Origin of the sequence: Mesorhizobium sp. B2-7-2 (genome assembly GCF_006440775.1) — a bacterium.
In the GTDB taxonomy this organism is placed as follows: Bacteria; Pseudomonadota; Alphaproteobacteria; order Rhizobiales; family Rhizobiaceae; genus Mesorhizobium.
Map to the genome: position 1 here is coordinate 249075 of NZ_VFTZ01000002.1, position 22801 is coordinate 271875.

Annotated in this window: 17 protein-coding genes; 13 read left to right on the plus strand and 4 right to left on the minus strand. The window is 65.6% G+C overall.

The annotated features are described in order from the left end of the window. The first annotated feature begins 228 nt into the window (after window positions 1-228). From FJ425_RS04040 to FJ425_RS04055, 4 genes are read left to right on the plus strand one after another with little or no spacing between them, the layout of a single operon-like run. Window positions 229-1110 (plus strand): branched-chain amino acid ABC transporter permease, encoded by an 882-nt coding sequence (locus FJ425_RS04040; RefSeq protein ID WP_140628376.1) that lies wholly within the window; start codon window positions 229-231, stop codon window positions 1108-1110. Beyond that, complete coding sequence (locus FJ425_RS04045; RefSeq protein ID WP_140721928.1) at window positions 1107-2069, plus strand: branched-chain amino acid ABC transporter permease; 963 nt, start codon at window positions 1107-1109, stop codon at window positions 2067-2069. Before FJ425_RS04040 ends, FJ425_RS04045 begins: the two co-directional genes overlap by 4 nt. Continuing rightward, window positions 2066-2794, plus strand: coding sequence for an ABC transporter ATP-binding protein (locus FJ425_RS04050; protein WP_140721931.1), 729 nt, complete (start codon window positions 2066-2068; stop codon window positions 2792-2794). The genes FJ425_RS04045 and FJ425_RS04050 overlap by 4 nt, the downstream gene beginning before the upstream one ends. After that, the gene (locus FJ425_RS04055) at window positions 2787-3515 is read left to right on the plus strand and encodes an ABC transporter ATP-binding protein (RefSeq protein ID WP_140721934.1); all 729 of its coding nucleotides are present in this window, start codon (window positions 2787-2789) and stop codon (window positions 3513-3515) included. The genes FJ425_RS04050 and FJ425_RS04055 overlap by 8 nt, the downstream gene beginning before the upstream one ends. A 254-nt stretch (window positions 3516-3769) precedes the next feature. Here FJ425_RS04055 and FJ425_RS04060 read toward each other — a convergent pair whose 3' ends face one another. Both FJ425_RS04060 and pncA read right to left on the minus strand, forming a co-directional pair. Further along, the gene (locus FJ425_RS04060; protein ID WP_140721937.1) at window positions 3770-5191 is read right to left on the minus strand and encodes a sodium:proton antiporter; all 1422 of its coding nucleotides are present in this window, start codon (window positions 5189-5191) and stop codon (window positions 3770-3772) included. 288 nt (window positions 5192-5479) lie between these two features. Continuing rightward, window positions 5480-6094, minus strand: coding sequence for a bifunctional nicotinamidase/pyrazinamidase (gene pncA, locus FJ425_RS04065; protein WP_140721940.1), 615 nt, complete (start codon window positions 6092-6094; stop codon window positions 5480-5482). Between the two features lie 301 nt (window positions 6095-6395). Here pncA and FJ425_RS04070 point away from each other — a divergent pair, with 301 nt between their 5' ends. Genes FJ425_RS04070 through FJ425_RS04095 form a run of 6 tightly spaced genes read left to right on the plus strand, consistent with a single transcriptional unit; the run spans window position 6396 to window position 13520 of the window. Beyond that, window positions 6396-7253: a xanthine dehydrogenase family protein subunit M gene (locus FJ425_RS04070; RefSeq protein ID WP_140721943.1), complete on the plus strand. Its 858-nt coding sequence runs from the start codon at window positions 6396-6398 to the stop codon at window positions 7251-7253. 32 nt (window positions 7254-7285) lie between these two features. Beyond that, entirely contained in the window at window positions 7286-10063 is a 2778-nt protein-coding gene (locus FJ425_RS04075) for a molybdopterin-dependent oxidoreductase (protein ID WP_181175800.1), read from the plus strand. Next, the gene (locus FJ425_RS04080; protein ID WP_140721949.1) at window positions 10060-11601 is read left to right on the plus strand and encodes a 6-hydroxynicotinate reductase; all 1542 of its coding nucleotides are present in this window, start codon (window positions 10060-10062) and stop codon (window positions 11599-11601) included. Before FJ425_RS04075 ends, FJ425_RS04080 begins: the two co-directional genes overlap by 4 nt. After that, entirely contained in the window at window positions 11601-12485 is an 885-nt protein-coding gene (locus FJ425_RS04085) for a UPF0280 family protein (protein WP_140721952.1), read from the plus strand. The genes FJ425_RS04080 and FJ425_RS04085 overlap by 1 nt, the downstream gene beginning before the upstream one ends. Further along, complete coding sequence (locus FJ425_RS04090; protein ID WP_140721955.1) at window positions 12478-13062, plus strand: amino acid synthesis family protein; 585 nt, start codon at window positions 12478-12480, stop codon at window positions 13060-13062. Before FJ425_RS04085 ends, FJ425_RS04090 begins: the two co-directional genes overlap by 8 nt. Beyond that, entirely contained in the window at window positions 13059-13520 is a 462-nt protein-coding gene (locus FJ425_RS04095) for a MarR family transcriptional regulator (protein WP_140688106.1), read from the plus strand. The genes FJ425_RS04090 and FJ425_RS04095 overlap by 4 nt, the downstream gene beginning before the upstream one ends. A gap of 289 nt (window positions 13521-13809) precedes the next feature. Here FJ425_RS04095 and FJ425_RS04100 read toward each other — a convergent pair whose 3' ends face one another. Both FJ425_RS04100 and FJ425_RS04105 read right to left on the minus strand, forming a co-directional pair. Next, window positions 13810-15498, minus strand: coding sequence for a hydantoinase B/oxoprolinase family protein (locus FJ425_RS04100; protein ID WP_140721958.1), 1689 nt, complete (start codon window positions 15496-15498; stop codon window positions 13810-13812). 1 nt (window position 15499) lies between these two features. After that, the gene (locus FJ425_RS04105) at window positions 15500-17572 is read right to left on the minus strand and encodes a hydantoinase/oxoprolinase family protein (RefSeq protein ID WP_140721961.1); all 2073 of its coding nucleotides are present in this window, start codon (window positions 17570-17572) and stop codon (window positions 15500-15502) included. A gap of 221 nt (window positions 17573-17793) precedes the next feature. Between FJ425_RS04105 and FJ425_RS04110 the strand changes: the two genes are divergently transcribed. From FJ425_RS04110 to FJ425_RS04125, 3 genes are all read left to right on the plus strand, one after another. Further along, the gene (locus FJ425_RS04110; protein WP_140721963.1) at window positions 17794-18621 is read left to right on the plus strand and encodes a ferredoxin--NADP reductase; all 828 of its coding nucleotides are present in this window, start codon (window positions 17794-17796) and stop codon (window positions 18619-18621) included. Window positions 18622-19018: 397 nt separating this feature from the next. Continuing rightward, window positions 19019-20065, plus strand: coding sequence for a deoxyribose-phosphate aldolase (gene deoC / locus FJ425_RS04115; RefSeq protein WP_095768140.1), 1047 nt, complete (start codon window positions 19019-19021; stop codon window positions 20063-20065). 234 nt (window positions 20066-20299) lie between these two features. Continuing rightward, window positions 20300-22675, plus strand: a complete 2376-nt coding sequence (locus FJ425_RS04125; protein WP_140628412.1) for an aldehyde dehydrogenase family protein — start codon at window positions 20300-20302, stop codon at window positions 22673-22675. The last annotated feature ends 126 nt before the right edge of the window (window positions 22676-22801 follow it).

Genomic DNA, 22801 nt, shown 5'->3' on the forward strand with positions numbered 1-22801 from the left:
CCGTCGCACGCGGATATAGCGCGACCAGTTCAGGGGCCGGTAGATCCTCGGGACAAGCCCGAGGATGACGCCAAGACATGCCGGGTTGTCCAAACTCCCAAAGCCACAGGAGATTGCCCTGCCCTGAGGGGGAGATGCCCGGTTTACCCTCCGAAGCGGCAGCGCAGCTGCGGCGGAGGACGGGCAGGGCAGAGGGGGGTGCCTCGCGCATCCGTTGGCAAATAATCCATGCACTTCGGACCCCATCTCCTCCTCGCCGCGCTCGAAGGCCTCGTCACCTCCGCCGTGCTGGCGCTGACGGCGCTTGGCCTGTCGTTGGTGTTCGGCGTCATGCGCGTCGTCAATGTCGCGCATGGCGAGTTCTTCATGCTGGGCGCGGTGCTCGCCTGGGCGGTCTCGACGGCGATTTCCGGCCACCCCGCGATCGGTTTCCTCGCCGCGCTGGTGATCGCGCCCTTGCTGGTCGGGCTGGTCGCGCTGGTTGCCGAACGCCTGGTGCTGCGCCGGCTCCACTACAATCCCGAAGCCACCATCGTCGCCACCATCGGCATGCTCTACATCATCCAGCAACTGGCGCTGACCTTCTACGGTCCCGAGGCGCGCCCTGTGGAGCCGCCTTTCAGCTACCGCATTCTCCTGCCTTGGTTCGGCTATTCCGGCTACAAGCTCTCGGTGGTCGCCGCCTCCGCCATTCTGCTGGTGATCACCTGGCTGGTGCTGACGCGAACGAAGATCGGCCTGATCATGCGGGCAACCCAATATGACCGCGAGACGGCGCAGGCCTTCGGCATCCCGGTCGAGCGCGTCTATGCCGGCGTCTTCGCCGTCGGCGCCATGCTGGCGGCTATCGCCGCGGTGCTGATCGTGCCGATCAGCCAGGCGCACTACCTGATGGGGCAGGACCCGTTGCTGCTCTCCTTCATCGTCGTCATCATCGGCGGCCTGGGGTCGCTGCGCGGCACGGTGGTGGCCGCCATCCTGATCGGCCTTTCCGACGGCATCATTTCGATGTTCTTCTCGCCGACCCTGGCCAAGATCATCGCCACGCTGGTCGTCGCCATGGTGCTGGTGTTCCGGCCGCAAGGTCTGTTCGGGACCACGCCGCGATGAGGGATGCTTCGCCGGCAAAGACCTATGCGCTGCATGTCGGCGTCATCGCGCTGCTGTTCGCGCTGAACTTCGTCTTGCCGGACTATCACCAGGGCCTGTTCGCCCGCATCATGGCGCTGGCCGTCTTCGCCATGGGCTACAATCTGCTCTTCGGCTATGTCGGCCTGCTCAGCCTCGGCCACGCGATGTTCTTCTCGGCCGGCCTCTACGGCGCCGGCTTGGCCGTCTATCATCTCGGCTGGGGCGTGCCGGCCGCTTTTGTCGCCGGTGTTGCCTGTGGCGCGCTGCTCGCCCTGGTCATCGGCCTGCTGGCGCTGCGCACCTCCGGCGTTGCCTTCATGATCGTTACCATGATGTTCGCCCAGGTCTTCTATCTGCTCATCCTCTATTTCGCCGCCTGGACCGGCGGCGACCAGGGCTTGGTCATCCAGCAGGCGTCGCGGGTGATCGCGATCGGCGGCGCCCCCTTCGACCTGACCGATCCGACCGTGCGCTACATGAGCGCGCTGGCGCTTTTCTCGATCATTCTGCTCGTCACCTTAGCCGTCGTCCGCTCCCGCTTCGGCCGCGTGCTGGTGGCTATCCGCGAGAATGAGGAGCGCACCAAGATGCTCGGCTACGACACGCTCGCCAACAAGCTCGCCGCGGTCGTCGCCTCCGGGGCCATCTGCGCAGCCTCGGGCGCGGCCTATGCGCTGCTGTTCGGCTATGTCGGCTCGAGCTTCGCTTCCGTGCAATATTCGATCCTGCCGCTGCTCTGGGTGCTGCTCGGGGGTGCCGCGACCACGCTTGGGCCGCTCATCGGCACGCTGTTCATGTACTATGTCACCGATATCACCAGCGGCTTCACCTCCGCCTATCTTCTGATCGTCGGCGTGGCGCTGATCCTGTTGGTGCTGTTCTTCCCGAAAGGCATATTGGGCAGCATCCGCGAGCGCTGGCTGCGGTGGCTGCCATGATGCCGCTGCTTACCACCAAGGGCCTGTCGCGTCATTTCGGCGGCCTGCGCGCGGTCGACGGCGTCGACTTCGCGCTGATGCCGGGCGAGATCCGCGCCATCATCGGCCCCAACGGCGCCGGCAAGACCACCTTCGTCAGCCTGCTCTCAGGCCGCATCCGGCCATCCTCGGGCATGGTCGTCTTCGACGGCGCCGACATCACCGCCATGCCGGCCTACAAGAGGGTTCGCCTCGGCGTCGCCTATACGTTCCAGATCACCAGCGTCTTCGCCAATCTCACGGCCTTCGACAATGTCGCGCTGCCGGTGCAGCGCACGTTGACCGACGGCCGCACGAGGGGCCAGGTGAGAAGCGGCGTGATGGCGGCACTCGAACGGACCGGTCTCGCTGACCGCGCCGGCACGCTTGCCGGACAGCTTTCCTATGGTCACCAGCGCCTGCTCGAAGTCGCTATGGGCCTGGCGCTGAAGCCGCGTCTGCTGATCCTCGACGAGCCGACACAGGGCCTGGCCGACAGCGAGATCGACAATTTCATCTCTTTGGTGCGCGAGATCGCCAGGGACGCAACGGTGCTTTTGATCGAGCACAACATGCCGGTGGTCATGCAGCTTGCCGACCGCATCACCGTCTTCAATTCGGGAAAGATCCTCGCCGAGGGAACGCCGGAGCAGATCCGCGCCAACACGCAAGTTCAGGATGCCTATCTTGGAGCGACCCATGGCTGACTCCGTTAGAATCAATGGCGGATTGCTCACCATTTCGAGCCTCGATTGCTTCTACGGCGAGGTGCAGGTGCTCTACGGCCTCGACCTCACGCTGAACAAGGGCGAGGTGCTTTGCCTGTTCGGCCGCAACGGCGCCGGCAAGACGACGACGCTGAAGGCGATCATGGGTCTGGTTCCGGCGGCCGCCGGCTCGATCAGGCTGGACGGCAAGGAGCTGACCGGGCTCGCCGCGCATGACGTGCCGAAGGCCGGCGTCGCTTATGTGCCGCAGGGCAGGCGGCTGTTCGCCGAGATGACGGTGGCGGAAAACATCGAGATCGGCCTGATGGCGCGCGGCAAGGGCAAGCAAACCCGCGAGAGCGTGCTCGATCTCTTCCCGTTGCTCAGGGAACGGTTGAGGCAGCGTTCCGGCACGCTCTCGGGCGGCGAGCAGCAGATGCTGGCGATGGCCCGCGCGCTCTGCCTCGAGCCGCAGGTGCTGCTGCTCGACGAGCCGACCGAAGGGCTGATGCCGTCGATGATCGCCAAAATCCGCGAGACGGTGGCGAAGCTGCGCGAGCTCGGCGTCTCGACCATCCTGGTCGAGCAGCGCGTCGATGCGGTGCTGTCGGTGGCCGACCGCGTCGCATTCATCGAGAACGGCCGCAACCGCGAGACGGTGGATGTCGAGGCGTTGCGCGCCGATCCGTCAGCGGTGCGCAGGTATGTGGGCGTCGGGTAAGGCGTTACCCTCCTCCTCGTGGGCAGGGCAATCGCATTTGGCTTTGGGAGTTCGGACAACCCGGCATGTCTTGGCGTCATCCTCGGGCTTGTCCCGAGGATCTACCGGCGTCCCTGAACTGGACGCGCTATACCCGCGTGCGACGGCGGATCCTCGGGACAAGCCCGAGGATGACGGCCTTGTGCTGGCCTTCGCCGATAAAGCCCATATGCGATTGCCCTGCCCACAAGGGTGAGGTAAGGCTCTGCACCGTCTCATCGAAAAAACAAAAGCCCCGCAACCAAGAACGTCGGGATCAGCACCGCACCCGACCACGCCATATAGCCGAAGAAGCCGGGCATCTTGAAGCCGCGATGCCGGGCGATGGCGAAGACCATGAAGTTCGGCGCATTGCCGATATAGGTGTTGGCGCCCATGAATACGGCGCCCGCCGAGATCGCGGCCAATGTCGAGGCGGCCTCGGTCATCAAGTGGTTCGCATCGCCGCCGGCGAGCTCGAAGAACACGAGATAGGTCGGCGCATTGTCGAGGAACGACGACAACGCCCCGGTCAGCCAGAAATAGGCGAGGTTGTTCGGCTGGCCGTCGGCGGATGTGACCAGGGCCACCAGCGGCGCCAGCGCGCCGTCATGGCCGGCCCGCAGGATTGCGATCACCGGCACGATGCAGGTGAAGATGCCGGCAAAGAGTTTCGCCACCTCGGCGATTGGCTCCCAGGTGAAGCCGTTCGCCTCGCGGTGGCTCTTGTACGACACCTTGAGGGACAGCAGAGCAAGCGCCAGGATGATGGCGTCGCGCACCAGGTTCTGCAGCTCGAGGCCGACGCCGAGGATCGGGATGCTGACGCCCGGCTTCCAGCTCGCCGAAAGCAGGATCGCGCCGATCACGCCGGCAAGCAGCGGCAGGTTGGCAAGGCCGCGCAGGCGCACCCTCGTGTCCGGCGTCGGATCCTTGATCTTCGGCATGCCGCCCTCGCGGCGATGCAGCACGATATCGAGCGCCAGGAAGACGACGAGCACCAGCCCGCCGGTGACCAGCGTCTCTCGCCACAGATTCGCGGTCGTCCAGAAGAAATCGACGCCGCGCAGGAAGCCGACGAACAAAGGCGGGTCGCCGAGCGGCGTCAACGAGCCGCCGATATTGGAGACCAGGAAGATAAAGAAGATCACCACATGGGCGTTGAACGGCCGGTTGTCGTTGGCGCGCAGCATCGGCCGGATCAGGATCATCGAGGCGCCGGTCGTGCCGATCACCGAGGCAAGCAGGGCGCCGATGAGCAGCAGGCCGGCATTGGTGAGCGGCGTGCCATGGATGTTGCCGGCAAGCAGGATGCCGCCCGAGATGGTGTAGAGCGCGAACAGGAGTATGATGAAGGACAGATATTCGGTAAGCAGCGTGTGCAGCACCGCTTCGCCTGCCGACGGAAGCCCGAAGGCAATCGTCAGCGGCACCACCGCCAGCATGGCCCATGCACCGGCGATCTTGCCGTAATGATGCTCCCACGCATGAGGGAAAAGCAGCGGTCCGGTCGCGATCGACAAGAGCAGGCCGGCAAAAGGCAATCCCCACCACAGCGGCATCGCGGCCCCGGGCAGCCCGTGGATTTCGGCGGCGAGAGCTTGTGCTGGAAACAGCGTTGCGATGGCGAGCGCGGCGAATGATAAAAGCCCCCTCATCCGGCCGCTCCGCGCTCTCCCTTCTCCCCTTGTGGGAGAAGGTGGATCGGCGCGTAGCGCCGAGACGGATGAGGGGTGTTCCAGCGGAGTGAGACGTCGGCTTTCCCTGGAGCGCCCCTCATCCGTCGCCTTCGGCGACACCACCCGGCCCTTCGCTGGCTCAGGGCGTTCGAAGTTCGAAAAGCCAAGCAATTGGCTTTTCGTCCGCTACGCGGACCTCTTCTCACCCCACAAGGGGAGAAGGGGGAGCCCGCAATCTGGGCGAAGGGGCTCTTCTCCACAGGCGGATCAATCCGCCGAATGGTCTTCAAGCGCCACGCCGGCGTCGTGCATCCGCTTCAGCATCGCCTCGACCGAGCCGTTGAGGTCGATGCCGCGGCAGGCGTCGAGCCGCACGGTCGTCCTGAAACCCTGCTTGACCGCGTCGAGCGCCGAGAAGGCGACGCAGAAATCGGTGGCGAGGCCGACGAGGGTGATCGTGTCGATGCCGCGTTCCTTCAGATAGCCTCCGAGGCCGGTCGGCGTCTTATGGTCGTTCTCGAAGAAGGCGGAATAAGAATCGATCGCCGTGCGGAATCCCTTGCGGATCACCAGTTCCGCCTTGGTCCAGGCCAGCCCGGAATGGAAATCGGAGCCGAGGCTTCCCTGGATGCAGTGATCGGGCCACAGCGTCTGCGGCCCATATGGCATCTCGATGCTTTCAAAAGGCTGCTTGCCGGGATGGCTGGAGGCAAAGCTCGAATGTCCGGCGGGGTGCCAGTCCTGTGTCAGGATCACATGCTCGGTCCGCCGGATCAGGTCGTTGACCAAGGGCACGATCTCGTCGCCGCCGGCAACCGCCAGCGCGCCGCCGGGGCAAAAATCATTCTGCAGGTCGATGACGATGAGCGCTTCTTCGGCCATGCGGTCCCTTTCGTTTCGGCCCTCTCGTCTGGCTTGGGGCACCTGTCCAAAAGCCGCTGACGCGACCGGACACGGAACCTTGACCAGATGGCCGGCGGCGTCAACCTCCGGCGCCATAACAATCGCGTTCTGCTCTTCGCAGCGTCAACTCCGGCTTTGACAATTCCGGCCGGCCTGATATCATTTGCATACGAATGAATTTGACCGGTCCGGAGATCGGCAACAAGACCTGAAGCGGCACTTCGGGAGGCCCGGGGAAGGCCTAAGCTCTGGGAAGGCCCAATTGTCTGGAAGGCAGAGCGTGATCCGTTACGCAAAACCCACCACGGTCGACGAAGCGCTCGCTTTGCTTGGCGAGGACCGCTGGCGCATTCTCGCCGGCGGCACGGATTTCTATCCGGCGCAGGGCGCGAAACCCTTCCGCGACAACGTCCTCGACATCAACGCTCTCGCCGAACTACGCGGCCTCGCCGAAACGGACGAGCATTGGCGGATCGGCGCGCGCACCACCTGGACCGACATCGTACGCCAGCCGCTGCCGGCGGCGTTCGATGCGTTGAAATCGGCCGCGCGCGAGGTCGGTTCGGTGCAGATCCAGAATGTCGCCTCGGTGGCCGGCAATCTCTGCCATGCCTCGCCGGCCGCCGACGGCGTGCCGGCGCTTTTGGCCCTCGATGCCGATGTCGAATTGCGCTCGGCGAAAGCCGTCCGCCATCTGGCCCTCGGTGAATTCATCCTCGGCAATCGCCGCACCGCGCTGCAGCCGGGCGAGATGGTCACCGCCATCCGCGTGCCGAAGCGTTCCGCTGCCGGCAGCTCCGCCTTCGTCAAGCTCGGCGCCCGGCGCTATCTCGTCATCTCGATCGCCATGGCCGCGGCGCGGCTCGTGGTCGAGAATGGCGTCGTCGCCGATGCGGCGATCGCCGTCGGCGCTTGCTCGGCGGTCGCCCGCCGTCTCGCCGGCGTCGAGACGGCGTTGCGCGGGCAGCCAGTTACTTCCGCCCTTGCCGATGCGGTGCTGTCGGCGCCGATCGACGAACTGTCGCCGATCGCCGATGTGCGCGGCAGCGCGGAATACCGACAGGATGCCGCGCGCGAGATCGTAGCCCGCGCGGTGCGCGCTGCGATCGGTCACGGCGAAGGCAAGGTGGCCGCATGAGCATGACCCAGTCCGGCGCTGCCAAATCCGGCATGGCTCAATCTGGCATGGCCCGGTCCAGTATGGACCGCTTCGAGATCGCCTTCGAGGTCAACGGCGCCGCCGTCAGCGTGTCGGTGCCGCCGGTCAGGCGTCTCTCGCAGGTGTTGCGCGACGAGTTGCGGCTGACCGGCACCAAGGTCGGCTGCGATGCCGGCGACTGCGGCGCCTGCACGGTGCTGGTCGACGGCAATCCGGTCTGTGCCTGCCTGATACCGGCAGCCTCGGTATCCGGCGCTTCCGTCACCACTGTCGAAGGCCTCGCCAATGGCCGGCTTTCGGCCCTGCAGGCGTCGTTCCTGGAACATGGCGCCGCGCAATGCGGCATCTGCACGCCCGGCCTGCTGATCGCGGCCACCGCGCTGCTGGACCGCAACCCTACGCCGAGCGAGGCCGAGACACAGGACGCGCTGGGCGGCGTCCTCTGCCGCTGCACCGGCTACAGGAAGATCGTCGCCGCGGTGATGCAGGCCTCGCAGCACATGAACAGCGTGGATCTTCGCCTGCCGGAAGCCGGCCATGCCGTCGGTGCCTCGCCGGTCCGGCTCGACGGCGTGCCGAAAGTTACCGGCGACGAAAAATTCGGCGGCGATTCCTTCCCGTCCGACGCACTGGCGGTGCTTGTGGTGCGCTCGCCGCATTATCATGCCCGCTTCAGCTTCGGCGATCTCGATGCCTGGTCAAAAGCGCACCCCGGCATTGCCGGCGTCTTCACGGCGGCGGATATCCCTGGCCACAACTGTTTCGGCGTCATCGGCCCCTTCGCCGACCAGCCGGCGCTTGCCGACGGTTTTGCGCGCATGCGCGGCGAGGCCGTGGCGCTTGTGGCCGGCGAGCGCGAAGCGATCCTCGATCTCGACCTGACGGATTTTCCAATCAGCTGGACCGAGCTGCCGCATATGCTGCAGCCCCGCGAGGCGAAGGCTGACGGCGCGGCACTGATCCACCCGCACCGCCCGGCGAATCTCCTGACCTCCGGTTATGTCGAGCGCGGCGATCCCGATGGCGCGCTCGCCGGCGCAGCGGTCACTGTCTCCGGCACCATCGAGACCTCCTTCGTCGAGCACGCCTATATCGAGCCGGAAGCCGGCTATGCTTATATGGATGGCGATACCCTGGTCGTCGTGGCCTGCACCCAGGCGCCCTATATGGACCGCGATGACACGGCCAAGGTGCTGGGCCTTGCCGTAGACAAGGTGCGCATCGTGCCGACTGCGACAGGCGGCGGCTTCGGCTCGAAGCTCGATGTCTCGCTGCAGCCTCTCATCGGCCTCGTGGCGATGAACACCGGCCGGCCGGCAGCACTTGCCTACACGCGCAACGAATCGATGATGTCGACCACCAAGCGCCATCCGGCCGAGATGAAGGCGACCATCGGCGCCGATGCCGAGGGCCGGGTCACCGGCATGGTCTTCGAGGGCGATTTCAACACCGGCGCCTATGCCAGCTGGGGGCCGACGGTGGCCAATCGCGTGCCGGTGCATGCCTCCGGTCCTTACTTCACGCCGAACTACCGGGCGACGGGCTACGCCATCCACACCAATGGCCCGATCGCCGGCGCATTCCGCGGCTTCGGCGTGCCGCAAGCCACCACCATGCAGGAGACGCTCTATGACGAGCTCGCCGCAAAGCTCGGCATGGATCGTCTCGATTTCCGGCTGAAGAACTGCCTTCGTAACGGGTACGAAACGGTCACCGGCCAGCGTCTGGAATCCGGTGTCGGTATCGGCGAATGCCTGGAACAGCTCAAGCCGCACTGGGCGCGTGCGCTGGCGGACGCGGAGGCGTTCAATGCGACCCATGCCGCAAGCAAGCGCGGCGTCGGCGTCGCCTCCTGCTGGTATGGTTGCGGCAACACCTCGTTGCCCAATCCGTCCACCATCAAGGTTGGCATCTCGGCCGCGGGTGACGTCGTCCTACACCAGGGTGCGGTTGACATCGGCCAAGGCTCCAACACCGTGATCAGCCAGATATGTGCCGACGCGCTCGGCCTGCCGCTGGCCTGTTTCAAGCTGAAGAGCGCCGATACCGCCATCACGCCCGACGCTGGCAAGACATCCGCCTCGCGCCAGACTTTTGTAACGGGCAAGGCGGCGGAGAAGGCCGGCCGCGCCCTGCGCGAGAAAATCCTGCGCTTTGCCAATGTCTCGGAACAGGCGTCGATCGCGCTCGACGGCGCCAGCATCTCCATCCGCGAAGGCGATGCCGCGCGGCGCATCGATCTTGCGGCGCTGAAGGCCGATGCCGACGGCTTCGTCTTCGTCGCGGAAAAGACCTACGACCCGCCGACGCTGCCGCTCGACGCCAAGGGCCAGGGCAAGCCCTATGCGGTCTATGGCTATGGCGCGCAGATCGCCGAGCTCGAGGTCGATCTCAAGCTCGGCACCGTCAAATTGATCAAGATCACCGCGGCGCATGATGTCGGCAAGGCGATCAACCCGGTGCTGGTCGAAGGCCAGATCGAGGGCGGCATCGCGCAAGGCATCGGCATGGCGCTGATGGAGGAATATATCCCCGGCCGCACCGAGAACCTGCACGACTACCTCATCCCGACCATCGGCGACGTGCCGCCAATCGAACATATATTGGTCGAGGTTCCGGATCCGGAAGGACCCTTCGGCGCCAAAGGGTTGGGCGAGCATGTGCTGATCCCGACCGCGCCGGCGATCCTCAATGCCATTTGCCATGCCACAGGCGTCCTGGTCGCCAAGGTGCCGGCGACGCCGAGCCGCATCCTGGCGGCGATCCGCGAGAAGGAGGCGCGCCGATGAGCGAGCTTGCCGAACGTTTCGAAACCCATGATCCCGGCGAGCAGCAGGTGGCGGAAAAGATCCGCTGCGATGCCTGTCCGGTCATGTGCTACATCGCCGACGGCCGCACCGGCGCCTGCGACCGCTACGGCAATGTCGGCGGCCGCATCGTGCGCATGGATCCGCTGACCATCCTCGACCACGCGGCCGAAACCGGCGGCGCGGTCGTGCCCTTCGTCGCCGAGGGCGAGGCGTGGCGCGGCGAGCTGGTCAACACCGGACGCCGCTTCGTCACCGCGATCGGCGCCGGCACCACCTATCCCGACTACAAGCCCGCGCCCTTCATCGTCAGCCAGGAGGTGGAAGGCGTCGATCTCGTCACCGTCGTCACCGAGGGCATCTTCTCCTATTGCGGCGTCAAGGTGAAGATCGACACCGACCGCCACATCGGCGACGAGACGGCGACGGTGCGCGCGCAAGGCGAGGCGATCGGCCATGTCACGACGGGTGAATACGGCTCGCAGATGCTGTCGCTCGGCGGTGTCCATCATTTGACCGGCGGCTCCAAGGTCGAAGGTCGCGCCACTTGCGACGCGCTGCTCAACCTCTGCAACCGCAAGCCGGTCGAGCTCACCATCGACGGCGGCGCTACGGTCATCGTCGAGGCCGGCAAGGCGCCGGTCATCGACGGCAAGGTCGAGCATCGCATGCGCGTCGGCTGCGGCTCGGCCACCATCGGCATGTTCGCCACGCAATGGCGCGGTCTGGTCGACGAGGTGGTGGTGGTCGACGACCACATCACCGGTGTCGTCTCCGAGCATCAGGCCGGCAAGGTGCTGGGCTGGGAGGATACCGGGATAAAGATCATCGGCCGCCGTTCGACGCCCGGCCGCTATTTCAAGGTGTCGGAGCGCGGTCTCGGCTGGGGCGGCACGACGATCTCCGATCCGCTATCGATCCTCGGCGACTGGAACGCCAAGAAGGGCGCGCGTCCCGGCCTGTCGCTGCTGATGGTGTCGACCACCGGCGAGCAGTTCGCCTATTACGAGCTGGACGACCAGCTGAAGCCGGTCCAGAAGCCATTTCCCGAGCGGCTGCAAAAGTCCGTCGGCCTGATCGAGGACAATTGCGAGCCGGCTTTGTGCACGGTGCTGTTCATCGGCGGCGCCGGCGGCTCGCTGCGCGCCGGCGTCACCGAAAACCCGGTAAACCTCACCCGCTCGGTGCAAGGGCTGAAGACCTATGTGACCGTCGGCGGCGCGCCGGTCTATGTCTGGCCGGGCGGCGGCATCACGCTGATGGTCGACGTCACCCGCGTGCCGGAAGGCGCCTTCGGCTATGTGCCGACGCCGGCACTGGTGGCGCCGATCGAGTTCACCATGCGCCGCGACGACTATGTCCGGTTGGGCGGCTATGAGAACGAGATCCGCAGCATCGAGGACATCCTCGCCAAGGGCGGCGAATATCTCAACCCACGCCGCGGCACGGGCGCGCCGGCCGATAACCCCTGGCCGCCGTTGGCGCAGTTGCGGCGATCAGCGGCGAACGGGGCCGGCTGATGAACGGCCCGCAGGCGCATTGGCTTGCCGACGGCAGGCGGCTCCATCTCAACCATGGGCCGATCGATCTGATCGTCGAGGCCTTTGGGGAAGCGGATGAATGCCGCGCCGCTTACGAACAGGCGGTCGCCCGCTTTCAGACGATCCTGATCGAGGTGGTCGAGGAACTGCCCGAATTGCGCTTGCCGGCCTTCTTCCTGGCGCCGCGCGATTTCGCCGGCCCGACCGCGCGCCGCATGGAGGCTGCCGTGATGCCGTTGGCGGAATGCTTCATCACGCCGATGGCCGCCGTTGCCGGTTCGGTAGCCGACGAAGTTCTCAGCGCAATGCTCGCCGGTCGCCGGCTCGATCGCGCTTACGTCAACAATGGCGGCGACTGCGCTCTTCATCTTGGCATGGGGCAGTCAATGACGGTGGCGATCGCCGGCACCGGGAATGGCATGGCCGACCGCGTCGCCATCCGCGCCGAGGACGGCGTGCGCGGCGTCGCCACCAGCGGCTGGCGCGGCCGGTCGTTTTCACTGGGCATAGCCGATGCCGTCACGGTGCTGGCGCCGACCGGCGCGGAGGCCGACGCGGCAGCAACGCTGATTGCCAACGCCGTCGATCTTCCTGGACATCCTGCCATCGCACGCGTCGCGGCGCGCGAGCTGGCGCCGGACAGCGACCTCGGCGAGATGCTGGTGACGCAAAGGGTCGGCGCGCTTGACGCCGCCGAAATTGCGCGCGCGCTGGACAACGGCCTTGCCGTCGCCGAAGATTTTCGCCGGCGCGGCCTGATCGCCGCATCGGCGTTGTTTCTGGCGGGCGAGGCCCGCATCAGCGGATCGGTGACGCTCGCCGCGCCCAACAAACATAAAGCGAAGGAAACTGCCCATGCCTGACTTTCCGATCCGCAAGGTCGCGGTCTTGACCGAGGAGATTTTTCACGACGGCGGACCCGTGGCGAAAGCACCCCGCCTGCGCGCGGCGGCTCTTGCCGTGGTCAAGAATCCCTTCGCCGGCCGCTATGTCGAGGACCTGCAGGGCGCGATGGAAGACCTGAAGCCGCTCGGGCTTCTGCTCTCGGACAGGCTGATCGCGGCGCTCGGCGGCGACGTGAAGAAGATCGACGGTTACGGCAAGGGCGCCATCGTGGGCTCCGCCGGCGAGCTGGAACATGGCGCGCTGTGGCATGTGCCTGGCGGCTATGCCATGCGCGAGCGCCTCGGCGACGCCAAGGCCATCGTGCCGTCGGCCAAGAAGGTCGGCGCCTTCGGCGCGCGGCTCGATGTGCCGCTCGGCCACATCAACGCCGCCTACGTGCGCAGCCATTTCGACGCCATGGAGGTCGGCATCAGCGACGGCCCGCGTCCGGACGAGATCCTGTTCTGCCTCGCCATGACCTGCGGTCCGCGCGTTCACAACCGCATGGGCGGCCTGGCTGCCGAGGATATCAAGGCATGGGACGGCTTGAGATGAGCGGCGAGGACAATCTGCTGCGGCTGGTCGAGGCCGAGGACGGCGACGAGAACAACTATCACCTGCAGGACCAGGTCGGCTTCATCCTGCGCAAGGCGCATCAGCGCCATGTCTCGATCTTCGCCTCGCATATCGGCGACCTGACGCCGCCGCAATTCGCGGCTTTGGCCAAGCTTCACGATATCGGCGAAACCTCGCAGAACCAGTTGGGAACGCTGATCGCCATGGACGCCGCAACCGTGAAGGGCGTTATCGACCGGCTGAAGGCGCGAGACCTTGTCGAAGTCTCCAAGCACGAGGTCGACAAAAGGCGGCTGCTGGTCAATCTGACGCCGAAAGGCCGCGAGGCGATCGAGCGGCTGATCCCGCTGGCCCGCGCCATCACCGAGGAAACGCTGGCGCCGCTGACGGCCAAGGAAACCGCGACGTTCCTGCGGCTGCTGGCGAAGCTGGCGTGAGCTCCAAGGGCTCGATTGACCGAGCCCTCCCAACTTCGTCATTCCAGGGCGGAGCAGGAGCGAAGCTCCGTCGCGAAGACCCTGGAATCCATGCCGTGACCTCAGCCGAAGAAAGCAGCGGAGCAGAATTCTGCACCGTGAGCGGCGCTCCTGCCTAACGGGGTTCCATGGCCTGCGCGCGTCGCTTCGCTCCTTGCTACGCCATAGAATGACAAAGCGATACGCGTTGCGGCCCATCTCCAAACCGCCGGACCCGATGGCGCAAGCATGAGTCGCCACGCCCGTCCGCCTACACGTCCACTCCGAACATCTCCCTGGCCTGCTCCGGCGTATAGTAGCCAAGCCTGACATCCTCGGCGATCTGCTTCGGGTCGCGCTCGCGCGGATCGCCGTAACCGCCGCCGCCGGGTGTGCCGACACGCACGCGGTCGCCGGCCTTGAGCGCGATGTCCTGTTCCTTGGAAAGATGCGGCGGCACATGCGCTTCGCCGCCCCGGAACACGGTCACGCTGTTCGGCGCGCCGTCCTTGCCGCCGAGCGCGCCTTGCGGCCCGAACCGTCCATGATCCATGACGAAGGACGCGCGCGCTTCACCGCGCAATATCTCGACTTCATAGGCAAGCCCGAAGCCGCCGCGATGTCTTCCCGCGCCGCCGGAGCCTTCGCGCAGCGCGTAATGCCGGTAGAGCACCGGAAAGGCCTGCTCCATGATCTCGACCGGCGGCGATTTCGAAATGCCGATGGTCGAGCAGCCATTGCTCAAGCCGTCATGGCCGGCATTGCCGCCATAACCACCGCCCGAGATCTGGTACATGACATAGTCGCGGCCGCGCGCCGGATCGTTGCCGCCGAGCGCGAAATTGCCGCTGGAGCCGGCGGGCGCCGCCGTCACCTTCTCCGGCAGCGCCTGCACCATCGCAGCGAAAACGGCCTCGGCGATGCGCTGCGAGACCTCCGCCGCGCAGCCCGAGACCGGGCGCGGATATTTGGCGTCGAGAAAGGTGCCCTCCGGCCGCTTGACGTTCAGCGGCTCGAAGGCGCCCGCGCTGATCGGCACCTCCGGAAAGATATGCCGCATGGCCAGATAGACCGACGACAGCGTCGTTGCCAGCACGCTGTTCATTGGCCCGGCGCAGGGTTTCGATGAGCCGGCAAAGTCGAAGGTCAGCGTGTCGCCTTGCTTCTCGACGGCGAGATTGATGGTCAGCGGCTCGTTCACCACGCCGTCGGAATCGACGAAGGCCTGCGAGCGGTAGATTCCGTCGGGGATGACGGCGATCGAGGCGCGCATCTGCTCGGCGGCGCGGCGGCGCAGTTCCGCGATCGCCTCGACGACGGTTTCGTCTCCGTAACGATCAAGGATTTCATTGAGCCTGTCCTGGCCGATCAGCAGCGCGGCGGCCTGCGCGCGGATGTCGCCGATGCGCTGGTCGGCGACCCGGATGTTGGAACAGATGATGGCGTAGATCTCGGAATCGAGCGCGCCCTTCTTGAACAGTTTTACCGGCGGCAGCCGCAGGCCTTCCTGTTCGACCGCGGTGGCCGAGGCGGAAAAGCCGCCCGGCACCGAACCGCCGATATCCGGCCAATGGCCGGTGTTGGAAAGCCAGCAGAAGATCTTGCCGCCGCGATAGACCGGCATGACAAAGCGCACATCCATCAGATGCGTGCCGCCGAGATAGGGGTCGTTGACGATGTAGATGTCGCCGGGTTCCGGGGGCAGGCATCGTCCGTCGGCGATCATCTCGATGACAGTCCTGGTCGAGTATTGCATGACGCCGACGAAGACCGGCAGGCCCTGGCTGCCCTGCGCGATCAGCGACCCATCGACGGCCGAATAGATGCCGTCCGAACGGTCATTGGCCTCCGCGATGACCGGCGAGAAGGCCGCGCGCGAGAAGGTCAGGTCCATCTCGTCGCAGACCTGCTGCAGGGCCGCCTGCAGCACCGAAAGCGTGATCGTGTCGAGCTTTGCCATCTCAGGCCTCGCCGATGTCGATGATGATGTTGCCGTCGGCATCCGAGCGCGCCCGGTCGCCTGGTTCGAGCACGGTGGTGGCATCCATCTGCTCCAGGATCGCCGGCCCTTCGATTGTTGCGTCGAGCGGCAGCTTTTCGCGCGCATAGACCGGCGTCTCGTGCCAGCGCCCGTTATACCAGACCGGCCGGATTTCGCGCCGCGCCTCGTCGAGCGTGGCCGCGCGTCCTGCGGGGTCGATCAGCCGCGACAGGTCGATCTGCGGCCGCACGCCGGTGACCGAGGTGTTGAGGTTGACGAGATTGGCGCGGATTTCCGGCAGTTCGACCTTGAAGCGGGCGAAATAGGCTTTTTCGAACAGAAGCTGCAGTGTTTCTCGTGAAACCGACGAGGAGGGCAGCGGCACGTTGATGATGTGCGTCTGGCCGACGAACTGCATGTCGGCCGAATGCGTGACACGGATCGCGTCCGGCTTCACCGCTTCCTTGGCGATCAACGCCTCGCCTTCGTTACGGTGCCGTTCCAACACCTCGCGAAGCGCGGTTTCGTCGAGGCCGCCGACCGGCTGGTTGATTGTGTTGACGAAGTCATGCCTGAGATCGGCAACCACGCAGCCGAGCGCATTGGTGATGCCCGGGCGCGCCGGCACGAGCACTCTCGGCAGGCCGAGCTCGCGAGCGAGCGCCGTCGCGTGCAAAGGCCCGGCGCCGCCGAAGGCGAACAGCGCGAAATCGCGCGGATCGTGGCCGCGCGACACAGATACCATGCGGATGGCGCCCGCCATCTTCATGTTGCCGAGCCTCAAGACGGCACCCGCCGCTTCGACGCCGGAGAGCCCTGTGCGCTTGCCGATCTTCTCCTCGAAAATATCGGTGACGCGCTCGACGGTGACTGGATTGTCGACGGCGAGCAATTTCTTCGGCGCAAGGCGGCCGAGCACCAGATTGGCGTCGGTGATGGTCGGCTCGATGCCGCCGCGCCCGTAGCAGATCGGGCCGGGGTTTGCGCCGGCGCTTTCCGGGCCGATCTGGATCAGCCCGGCCGCGTCGACGCGCGCGATCGAGCCGCCGCCGGCGCCCACCGTGTGCACCGCCACCATCGGCACGTGGATCGGCATCGCATATTCGATCTCGATCTCGTTGGAGACGGCGGGTTCGGCGTTGCGGATCAGCGCCACGTCGGTCGAGGTGCCGCCCATGTCGTAGGTGACAAGATTGCCGAAGCCGGCGCGTTTTCCGGTATAGGCGGCGGCGATCGCCCCCGACGCCGGGCCGGACATCACGGTCTTTGCCGATTCCTGCGTGACGAAGCGGGCCGAGATCATGCCGCCATTGCCGTTCATGATCAGGAAGTCGCGGGCGTAGCCCTTTGCCGCCAGCTCCTTGCGCAGCCGCTCGACATAGCGTTCCAGGATCGGCTGCACCGAGGCGTTGACCGCCGCCGTGACGCCGCGTTCGAACTCGCGCGCTTCCGAAAGCAGCGCATGGCCGGTGGTGATGTGGCCGTTCGGCCAGAGCTCCGCCGCGATCTCTGCCGCACGCCGCTCATGCGACGGATTGGCGTAGGAATGCAGGAAATGGATGACTAGCGACTCGCAGCCGGCGTCGAGCAGCGTCTTCACCGCATCGCGCATCTCGGCTTCGTCGAGTTGAATGCGCACGGCGCCCGACGCCTCGACCCGCTCCGACACTTCGAGCCGAAGGTCGCGGGGAATGACCGGGACGAAAGTGCCCGTCATGCCATAGGCCTGCGGCCTTGTGCGGCGGCCAAGCTCGATCACGTCGCGGAAGCCGCGCGTGGTGATCATGCCGGTCCGCGCGAGGCGACGTTCCAGCACGGCGTTGGTGGTCGTCGTCGTGCCGTGCACGATGAGATCGATGCCGTCGATCGGAAAGCCGGTGGCGCCAAGGGCCGCGACGACGCCGAAGGCCTGGTTTTCCACTGTGGTCGGAGTCTTGGCGATATGCACTTTGCCGCCCGCCTTGCCGTCGATCAAAAGCAGATCGGTGAAGGTTCCGCCGACATCGATGCCGGCCACGACGCTTCCCGCCGACGCCGAAAATTTCTCATTCATTGCCGAAACCCGAAATGCCAGGACTACGGATATGCCTCGGTTTGGAAAGGCGTTTTACGCCGCCATCTTGACCTGGAGATCATTTGTATACTAATAAATTCCGGACACAAGAGCTTACCGCTTGACAGTGTGCAGGGAGCACGCCGGAACCTGGCCGTTCGGGCGCGCACGAGAAGGCTTGGCGCCAGAAGGTTCCGTCTGGGCCGGAAAGTTGGGTTGGAATGAACACGACATCCGCGTTGAAAGTGGCCGGCGCAAAGCCGCTGCAGTTCCCGATCCCGGCCAATGTCTATGCCGAGACCGTGGTGTCGGTGAAGCATTATACCGATCGGCTGTTCTCCTTCCGCATCACCCGGCCGCAGTCGCTGCGCTTCCGCTCCGGCGAGTTCGTCATGATCGGCCTGCCCAATGCCGAGAAGCCGATCTTCCGCGCCTATTCGGTCGCGAGCCCCGCCTGGGACGACGAGCTCGAATTCTTCTCGATCAAGGTGCCCGACGGTCCGCTGACCTCCGAGCTGCAGAAGATCGAGGTCGGCGACACCGTCATCATGCGCCAGAAGTCGACCGGCACGCTGGTGCTCGACGCGCTGACGCCCGCCAAGCGCGTGGTCATGATCTCGACCGGCACCGGCATCGCGCCCTTCGCCAGCCTGCTGCGCGACCCCGACACCTATGAGAAGTTCGACGAGGTCATCCTCACCCACACCTGCCGCGACAATGCCGAGCTCACCTACGGCCAGGAGCTGGTGGCGGCGCTGGAGAGCGACCCGCTGATCGGCGAGCTGACAGGCGGCCACGTCACACTCTACAACTCGACCACCCGCGAGGAATCGGCGCGCATGGGCCGCATCACCGCGCTGATCGGCTCGGGCAAGTTCTATTCCGACCTCGGCATCGAGAAACTCAATCCCGAGACGGACCGCATCATGATCTGCGGCTCGATGCATATGCTGAAGGACGTCAAGGAACTTGCCGAGAGCCTCGGCTTCCAGGAAGGTTCCTTGAGCCATCCGGCCAGCTTCGTCGTCGAGCGCGCCTTCGTCGGCTGAGGCATATCGCGGTCCGCCAGCTCTGTTAGAGGCGTCTGAGATTAGCGACGGCATTCGTGCTTCGTCATTCTAGGGCGGAGCAAGGAGCGGAGCGACGCGCAGACTCTCGAATCCATGCCGTTACGCTAAGGCGTTGCGGCGGTTACAGAATTCTGCACCGTTGCATCTGCGGCAGAGGTCACGGCATGGATACTCGGGTCAAGCCCGAGTATGACGAAGGGATGGGCGTTGCGGCCAATCTCCACGCCGGGAACGCCTACCCAGCATGATGTTTTGACCATGCGGTCAAAAATCTGCTGCCTGAGCGGGCTTTTTCCATTATGACCCTTTGAAAGACTCGTGAAGGACAACTTCACGGGCTATCTTCGGCTTAGGTCGCTGAATGAAAGGGCAGGAGATGAGCACGATCCGCGAGGCCGGCGCAGGCGCGCCCAAGGTGATGCCGCTGCCGGCGCGCGCCGCCGCCAACACGCCGCTGCCGCTGGACCACGGCATTGCCCGCAACCCCGGCATGAAGCTCGATCTCGGTTTTCTGGAATCGGTGCGCAGCGTCAACCGCTCGGCGCTGGAGCGTCGGGTCGCGACGCTCACCAAGCGGCGCTCGATCAAGGCCGACAACCAGGCCGCCTGGCTCCTGCGCGCCATCGCCTGCATGGACCTCACCACGCTGAACTCCAACGATACCGACGAGCGCGTGCGCCGGCTTTGCGCCAAGGCGATCAACCCGCTGCGCCGCGATATCGTCGAGGGCCTCGGCATATCAGGCGAGGCGATCCGTCCGGCGGCGGTCTGCGTCTATCATCCCTTCGTGGCTACGGCGGTCGACGCCGTGCGCGGCACCGGCATCCATGTCGCCGCGGTCTCGACTGCTTTCCCGCACGGCCTTGCGCCGCTTTCGACTCGCCTGCAGGAGATCGAAGCATCGGTGAAGGACGGCGCCGACGAGATCGACGTCGTCATTCCGCGCGGCCTGGTCTACGGCGCCAAGTGGCGCGAGCTGTTCAACGAGATCGTCGCCATGCGCGCCGCCTGCGGCGACGCGCATCTCAAGGTCATTCTCGGCACCGGCGACCTCGCCACTTTGCGCAACGTGATGCTCGCCTCGATGGTGGCGATGATGGCGGGCGCCGATTTCATCAAGACCTCGACCGGCAAGGAAAGCGTCAACGCCACGCTGCCCGTAGGGCTTGCCATGGTGCGTGCCATCCGCGCCTATTTCGAGGAGACCGGCTATCTCATCGGCTTCAAGCCGGCCGGCGGCATTTCCACTGCAAAAGTCTCGCTCGACTGGCTGGTGCTGATGAAGGAAGAGCTCGGCCGGCCCTGGCTCGAGCCGGACCTGTTCCGCTTCGGCGCCTCCAGCCTGCTCACCGACATCGAGCGCCAGCTCGAGCATCATTTGACCGGCCACTATTCGGCCAACCACCGCCACGCGATGGCGTAGGCGAGTGAAGGCCTTGAACGCCGAGTTCCTTCGCGCCCCCCTCTGTCCTGCCGGACATCTCCCCCACGGGTGGGGAGATTGGCCGTCATCGAGGATTTCGCCAATCACCTACTTTGCAGACCGGGCGCCGACGGCCGCGAAGGCCAATCTCCCCCCTTGTGGGGGAGATGTCCGGCAGGACAGAGGGGGGCGCGAAGGAATGCCTTCCAAGACAATTATCTGGAGCGCCGTCCCATGAACATCCTCGAACGCTATCACGCCATGGAATACGGCCCGGCGCCGGAAGCCCGCAACGAGGCGGATGCCTGGCTTGCCGGCCGCGACTTCTCCAAGGCGCTGTTCATCGACGGCGCCTGGAAGGCGGCGGCAAGCGGCAAGACTTTCGACACCAGCGAGCCGTCTTCCGGCAAGCTGCTTGGCAAGGTCTCGGATGCGGGCGCCGCCGACATCGACGCGGCGGTCGCTGCTGCGGCAAAAGCGCTGCCGAAATGGTCGGCGTCATCGGGCTACGCCCGCGCAAAAGTGCTCTATGCCATCGGCCGGGCCATGCAGCGCCACCAGCGCCTGTTCGCGGTGCTGGAATCGATCGACAACGGCAAGCCGATCCGCGAGAGCCGCGACATCGACGTGCCGCTGGCGATCCGTCATTTCATCCATCATGCCGGCTGGGCGCAGACGCTGGACCAGGATTTTCCCGACCACAAGCCGGTCGGCGTCGTCGGCCAGGTCATCCCGTGGAACTTCCCGCTGCTGATGCTGGCCTGGAAGATCGCGCCGGCTCTTGCCGCCGGCTGCACGGTGGTGCTGAAGCCTGCCGAATTCACGCCGCTCACCGCCATCCTGTTTGCCGAGATCTGCGAGCGGGCGGGCGTGCCGAAAGGCGTCGTCAACATCGTCCAGGGCGGCCCTGAAGCGGGCGCTGCCATCGTCAACCATCCCGGCGTCCAGAAGATCGCCTTCACCGGCTCTTCGGAAGTCGGCAAGATCATCCGCAAGGCCACCGCCGGTTCCGGCAAGAAGCTTTCACTGGAGCTCGGCGGCAAGTCCGCCTTCATCGTCTTTGAGGATGCCGATCTCGACAGCGCCGTCGAAGGCCTGGTCGACGGCATCTGGTTCAACCAGGGCCAGGTCTGCTGCGCCGGCTCGCGCTTGCTGGTCCAGGAAGGCGTCGCCGAAGCCTTGATCGCCAAGATCAAGGTCAGGATGAGCCGGCTGCGGGTCGGCAGCCCGCTCGACAAGAACACCGATATCGGCCCGCTTGTCGACCGCACCCAGCTCGATCGCGTCAAGGGCATGATCGCCGAGGGGGCGAAACAGGGCGCCGTCTGCTGGCAGCCGGACGCTGCCTTGCCGACGACAGGCTATTATCATCTGCCGACGCTGGCGACGGGTGTTTCGCCGGCTAACATTCTAGCGCAGGAAGAGGTGTTCGGGCCGGTGCTGGCGACGATGAGCTTCCGCAATACCGAGGAGGCGATCGAGCTTGCCAACAACACGCGCTACGGCCTTGCCGCTTCGGTGTGGAGCGAGAACGTCAATCTGGCCCTGCATGTCGCGCCGCAATTGAAGGCGGGCGTGGTGTGGGTCAACGGCACGAACATGTTCGACGCCGCCTGCGGCTTCGGCGGCTATCGCGAAAGCGGTTTTGGCCGCGAGGGCGGCCGCGAGGGCATGTTCGAATATCTCGCGGCCAAGCTGCCGGTCGGGTCCGTCATCAAGCCAGCCGTGGCCGGAACGGCCCAGCCGGTCGAACAGGCCGACGGCACGGCGATCGATCGCACGGCAAAGCTGTTCATCGGCGGCAAGCAGGTCAGGCCGGATGGCAACTATTCGCTCGCCGTTGCGACCGCCAAGGGCAAGCTGGCCGGCGAAGTCGGCCTCGGCAACCGCAAGGACATTCGCGACGCGGTCGCCGCTGCCCGCGCGTGCAAGACCTGGCCGGAGGCGACCGCCTATAACCGCAGCCAGGTGCTCTATTATTTCGCCGAGAACCTTTCGGGCCGCGGCGATGAGTTCGCCGCGCGCCTTGTCCAGTTGACCGGCGTCACCGCCAAGGCCGCGCGCGAAGAGGTCGAGCAGTCGATCGAGCGGCTGTTCCTTTACGCCGGCCTTACCGACAAGTTCGAGGGCCGCGTCCACCAGCCGCCGGCTCGTGTCGTCACGCTTGCGCTGCATGAGCCGGTGGGCGTGGTCGGCATCGTCGCGCCGGACAACCAGCCGCTGCTCAACTTCATTTCGCTGGTCGCGCCGGCGCTTGCCATGGGCAACACCGTCGTCGCCGCCCCGTCCGAGCGGCATCCGCTGCTTGCGACCGACCTCTACCAGGTGATCGAATATTCCGACTTGCCCCCTGGCGCCATCAACATCGTCACCGGTCGCAGCGCCGAGCTCGCTGGCGTGCTGGCCAAGCATGACGACGTCGACGGGCTCTGGGTGTTCGCCGATGCCGACATTTGCGCCAAGGCGGAGGCTGACTCCATCGGCAATCTCAAACGCGTCTGGACCGGCAATGGCCGCAGCCTCGACTGGGCCTCGGGCGAGGCGGCAGGCGAGGCCTTCCTGCGCCGCGCCATCGAGGTCAAGAATGTTTGGGTGCCTTACGGCGACTGAGAAGGCCCGCCTGAGGCGCGCCGCGCGACGGAGCCATTTCACCCGCTGTCGCGAAGGTGATTGACCTCGGGCTTGACGCTCGGGCGCGTGTTCTTTAACGAGAAAAAACATCTTTATCTGTGAAGC

Bases quoted from the DNA above. Each gene is read 5' to 3' on its own strand.
- FJ425_RS04040 (WP_140628376.1), top strand. From the start codon at position 229: ATGCACTTCGGACCCCATCTCCTCCTCGCCGCGCTCGAAGGCCTCGTC.
- FJ425_RS04045 (WP_140721928.1), top strand. From the start codon at position 1,107: ATGAGGGATGCTTCGCCGGCAAAGACCTATGCGCTGCATGTCGGCGTC.
- FJ425_RS04050 (WP_140721931.1), top strand. From the start codon at position 2,066: ATGATGCCGCTGCTTACCACCAAGGGCCTGTCGCGTCATTTCGGCGGC.
- FJ425_RS04055 (WP_140721934.1), top strand. From the start codon at position 2,787: ATGGCTGACTCCGTTAGAATCAATGGCGGATTGCTCACCATTTCGAGC.
- FJ425_RS04060 (WP_140721937.1), bottom strand. From the start codon at position 5,191: ATGAGGGGGCTTTTATCATTCGCCGCGCTCGCCATCGCAACGCTGTTT.
- pncA (WP_140721940.1), bottom strand. From the start codon at position 6,094: ATGGCCGAAGAAGCGCTCATCGTCATCGACCTGCAGAATGATTTTTGC.
- FJ425_RS04075 (WP_181175800.1), top strand. From the start codon at position 7,286: ATGGCTCAATCTGGCATGGCCCGGTCCAGTATGGACCGCTTCGAGATC.
- FJ425_RS04080 (WP_140721949.1), top strand. From the start codon at position 10,060: ATGAGCGAGCTTGCCGAACGTTTCGAAACCCATGATCCCGGCGAGCAG.
- FJ425_RS04085 (WP_140721952.1), top strand. From the start codon at position 11,601: ATGAACGGCCCGCAGGCGCATTGGCTTGCCGACGGCAGGCGGCTCCAT.
- FJ425_RS04090 (WP_140721955.1), top strand. From the start codon at position 12,478: ATGCCTGACTTTCCGATCCGCAAGGTCGCGGTCTTGACCGAGGAGATT.
- FJ425_RS04095 (WP_140688106.1), top strand. From the start codon at position 13,059: ATGAGCGGCGAGGACAATCTGCTGCGGCTGGTCGAGGCCGAGGACGGC.
- FJ425_RS04100 (WP_140721958.1), bottom strand. From the start codon at position 15,498: ATGGCAAAGCTCGACACGATCACGCTTTCGGTGCTGCAGGCGGCCCTG.
- FJ425_RS04105 (WP_140721961.1), bottom strand. From the start codon at position 17,572: ATGAATGAGAAATTTTCGGCGTCGGCGGGAAGCGTCGTGGCCGGCATC.
- FJ425_RS04110 (WP_140721963.1), top strand. From the start codon at position 17,794: ATGAACACGACATCCGCGTTGAAAGTGGCCGGCGCAAAGCCGCTGCAG.
- deoC (WP_095768140.1), top strand. From the start codon at position 19,019: ATGAGCACGATCCGCGAGGCCGGCGCAGGCGCGCCCAAGGTGATGCCG.
- FJ425_RS04125 (WP_140628412.1), top strand. From the start codon at position 20,300: ATGAACATCCTCGAACGCTATCACGCCATGGAATACGGCCCGGCGCCG.